Origin of the sequence: Providencia sp. PROV033 (genome assembly GCF_028484855.1) — a bacterium.
In the GTDB taxonomy this organism is placed as follows: Bacteria; Pseudomonadota; Gammaproteobacteria; order Enterobacterales; family Enterobacteriaceae; genus Providencia; species Providencia alcalifaciens.
In genome coordinates, this window is the sequence record NZ_JAMPSW010000156.1 from 1 (window position 1) to 3659 (window position 3659).

Annotated in this window: 4 protein-coding genes and 1 pseudogene; 2 read left to right on the plus strand and 3 right to left on the minus strand. The window is 37.5% G+C overall.

Annotated features, from left to right (window positions below; translation table 11 throughout):
• Both PSF16_RS17490 and PSF16_RS16605 read left to right on the plus strand, forming a co-directional pair.
• Positions 1–771 (plus strand): annotated as a pseudogene (locus PSF16_RS17490) (hypothetical protein); the annotation flags it as partial.
• Between the two features lie 211 nt (positions 772–982).
• Positions 983–1900 (plus strand): replication initiation protein, encoded by a 918-nt coding sequence (locus tag PSF16_RS16605; RefSeq protein WP_272689723.1) that lies wholly within the window; start codon positions 983–985, stop codon positions 1898–1900.
• On the opposite strand, the gene PSF16_RS16610 is transcribed toward PSF16_RS16605, so the two are convergent.
• From PSF16_RS16610 to PSF16_RS16620, 3 genes are all read right to left on the minus strand, one after another.
• Positions 1901–2701 (minus strand): hypothetical protein, encoded by an 801-nt coding sequence (locus tag PSF16_RS16610; protein ID WP_272689724.1) that lies wholly within the window; start codon positions 2699–2701, stop codon positions 1901–1903. It abuts the gene before it with no gap.
• A 65-nt stretch (positions 2702–2766) separates the two neighbouring features.
• Positions 2767–3084: a hypothetical protein gene (locus PSF16_RS16615; RefSeq protein WP_272689725.1), complete on the minus strand. Its 318-nt coding sequence runs from the start codon at positions 3082–3084 to the stop codon at positions 2767–2769.
• A 5-nt stretch (positions 3085–3089) separates the two neighbouring features.
• On the minus strand, positions 3090–3434 hold the full coding sequence (locus PSF16_RS16620) for a hypothetical protein (protein WP_272689726.1): 345 nt from the start codon (positions 3432–3434) through the stop codon (positions 3090–3092).
• Positions 3435–3659 lie beyond the last annotated feature (225 nt).

Genomic DNA, 3659 nt, shown 5'->3' on the forward strand with positions numbered 1-3659 from the left:
GCAGAGCATCAACAACGCTATCCGAGAGCAGAACCAACGACAGCGTTGGCTGTTGGTTACGATGATGGGCAAACTCAGTCTGTGGATCGGGTTATCCGGTCTTTGTCTGATAGCGATACTGTCCGGCATTCTGGTGTATCAGGGCAAGATGATAGCCGATCGTTATCAGGAAATTCAGCTGTTAGATCAGAGCGTACTGGAGATGAACGAATACACAGGGAAAGGGCTTTCGGTAATGACGGACGACAAGAAGAAAAACCAGTATTACCTGATTCTACCGAAATCGGCGTACAACGTGGGCGCCCCGTATCAGAGCAAGAACGGTCATACCGTCATCAAATATCAGACCAAATAACCCCTTTAAATGCCCCTGACAACGATACAGCGGCGTTTTCTCAATGCAGGAATTCTTCTCATGACAGAAATGGAGAAACAGCTCCTGAGCGCACTGGAGAGCTTACAGCACAGTTACGCGCAACAGCAGAGCGAATGGCAGAGCAGTTACGCCAGCTTACAGAGCATGTTCGACACTACCTTGAATCATTACACGCAAAATCAGCACGAAAACGCCCGGCTGAGCGAGCAAGTGACACGCTTACAGCAACAAGTCGAGGACTTGAACAGGCAAGTCATCAGTTTGAGCGAAACGCTTCCCCAGTTATTGCGGTAGCGGAGCATAAACGTGCAGAGCAACGACGAACCGAATTAGAACAACAGCGACAACGACAGAAAACGCGCAGCCGTGATGATGGTTTTGGGATGGGATTTTGAAAACAGGCGTGAAAACACGAAATTAGCGGACAAAGATGACAAGTTAGCCTTGTTCGGTGTAACTTAATCGCAGCAGAAAAAACAAAGCCCCGATATTCATGAATCAATCTTGGCGGATGACATGAACAATCAGGGCTAGGCATAAAAACCTTAGAGAGATATTAGCACATGAACGGTGTAAAACAACAGCCCCGCCATAAGGCTGGGCGTCTTGACTAACCACGCATTAGCGTTATTTAACGAACGTCTCCCTCATAAACCGTATTATTCGGATGATTTGCAATTTGGTGTGCGTATTGCTGCCAAAGATCGCGCCATTCTCGCCAAATATATCCAGTTTAACCAACCTCACGCCCAATTCTGGCTGGGATTTGATGTTGACCGTCAGGGGGCAGCTTTAGACTGGAGTGACCGAAACGCGCCAGCTCCTACTTTTACTATCATGAACCCGAAAAACGGGCACGCCCATCTGCTTTACGGACTGGAAACGGCGATTCGCACAGCACCCGATGGAAGAATTAAACCCCTCAAATACGCAGCAGCGGTTGAAAATGCGTTACGTAAAAAATTGGATGCAGATATTGGTTATTCAGGGCTGATTTGTCAGAACCCCAATCATGAACACTGGCAGGTTAACACGTGGCAGACTGAGTTGTATACGCTGGATTGGCTTGCAGATTATCTCGATTTAACTTCGGCCAATGACAAAGAAATCATTACCGATTATGGATTAGGGCGGAATTGTCAGTTGTTTGAACAAACCCGTAAATGGGCTTACAGAGCTATTCGACAAGGCTGGCCTGCATATGAACAGTGGTTACAAGCCTGTTTTGAACGTGCTAAAGCGTATAACCTTCAATTTTTAATGCCACTCGATGAAAAAGAGGTTTTGGGAGTAGCTAAAAGTATAGCCAAATGGACACATTCTAAATTCAGTCAGGAGTCTTTTAAGGATTATGTGGCAAGAACTCACACCTCTGATATTCAATCTATTAGAGGTAAGAAAGGAGGCCTTTTAGGTGGTGGAGTAGCCAAAAAAGGAGGGAGGCCTAATGTTCAAGGAACCCCGTGGTGTGAATTGGGAATTAGCCGCGCATCTTGGTATAGAAAATTCTACATAAAAAAATAATCATCTATATATTTTGCATTTTATATGCGGAGGTATTTTTTTTATTTTTGTATGTCTAATATCAATAAATCCATTAACCAGTAAACTATTTGGTAACTTTTTTATTTCTGTCTTGCTTAAATCAAGGAAGCAATCGATCGTTAAATTTCTATTTAATCGTTTGATTTTTAACTTATAAAAACTAACTCCTTCTTGTATGGTTATGTTTTTACCTATCTTACTTATGTTTGTCCCATCTAAATAAAGCGGGCCTTTTATTTTTAAATTATCAGGTAATTTTTTTATCTTACTACCTCCAAATATTATTGTGTTACCAATGGTTAAGTTTGATGGTAATTTTTTTAATTTAGAGTTTCTAATGACAAGGCTATCTTTTATTATTAAGTTCTTAGGTAGTTTTTTTATTTTTGATGATGTTAGATAGACTGTTCCTGATATTGTAACATTTTTTCCTATTTTTTTTATTTGTGTTTTTTCAAGGTTTAAATTTCCACCTATGTATGTATATTTTGGTATTTTCTTTACTTTAGTTTCTTGTAGGTATAAATTACCATTAATTATAATGTCACGTGGTATTTTTTTTATTTTTGAACCTCTGATATCCAAATCACCATCAATGACCATATGTCTAGGTAAGCTTGTTAAGCTTGAGTTAGATAGTGTCAGGTTGTTGTCTATAAAGATGGTATCGTTTCTTATCGAGTATTTTATTTCTTTTGATTTTGATTTTTTCTGTATTCTGTCAATGTTTATCTTTTTTATTTCTAGGAGTAGTAATTTTATTTTTTTAGAATTAAACATCAATTTGCCTTTCTCAGTTTTTTTAATTTAAAAAAAGAAAGCTTGGATGCTTTCTTTTTGTTTGTTTATTCTTCTTCAATGAATATTGACCATGAGTAATTCACTCTATCTTCATTCCACTTATATCCACATATAAATGTCTCATAGTCATCAAAAAACACTTTAGCAGCTATATCAACGATGAATCTATCATTTAATTCAGTTGCTTTTCCTATGAATGTACAACCAGATAGTTTCTTTAACTCTATGAGAAATTTTTGTTCAAAGTAAGATAGCTCAAATTTTATCAGTTCATCCGTAATAATAACATTATTAACCTTAGATGAATCATCTCCTGATTCTGAAAATCCAATACCAAAAGAAGAGTATTTTTTAGTTTCCATTATTTTTACTCACTTTCATCTTCATCTTCATCTTCATTATTTTCAGATTGTGAGTTTATATATAGGGAAGAGTTTTGGAATAGAATATATCCTTCTGGTTTTTTTACAGAGTGGTCACTTAACACATTAATAACTGATAACTGCCAGTCCTCATCATCATTTTCAACTTCCATATATTCAAACCAACGTTCAAATATTTCACGTTTAAAAAATGCTTGTGTTATTTTTCCACCATCTTTCTCAAACCATTGCAGTAGCTTAAAGGTTGCAATATAGGTTGAACCCTTATGATAAAGCTCAGCAAAGTGCATTGTTAACTCATGTTCTATCCGAGCATTTAGTTTTTTCATAGATATCTCAATTATAAAAACCGTTATAGATGTAAAATTCTTTTCTGCGATAAGAATCTTATATCTATAACATTCTCTGTGTCTAGTTTTTTTTGAGACATAACTAAGCCTATATCAGATAACAGCCCTCTTTCAGGAGGGCTTTGTTTTGCTTAAACTCCAAAGACAAGATACAATCTAAATACCTTTAAGCCAGTACACACGAAGTCCCCTCTATTGAGTGGA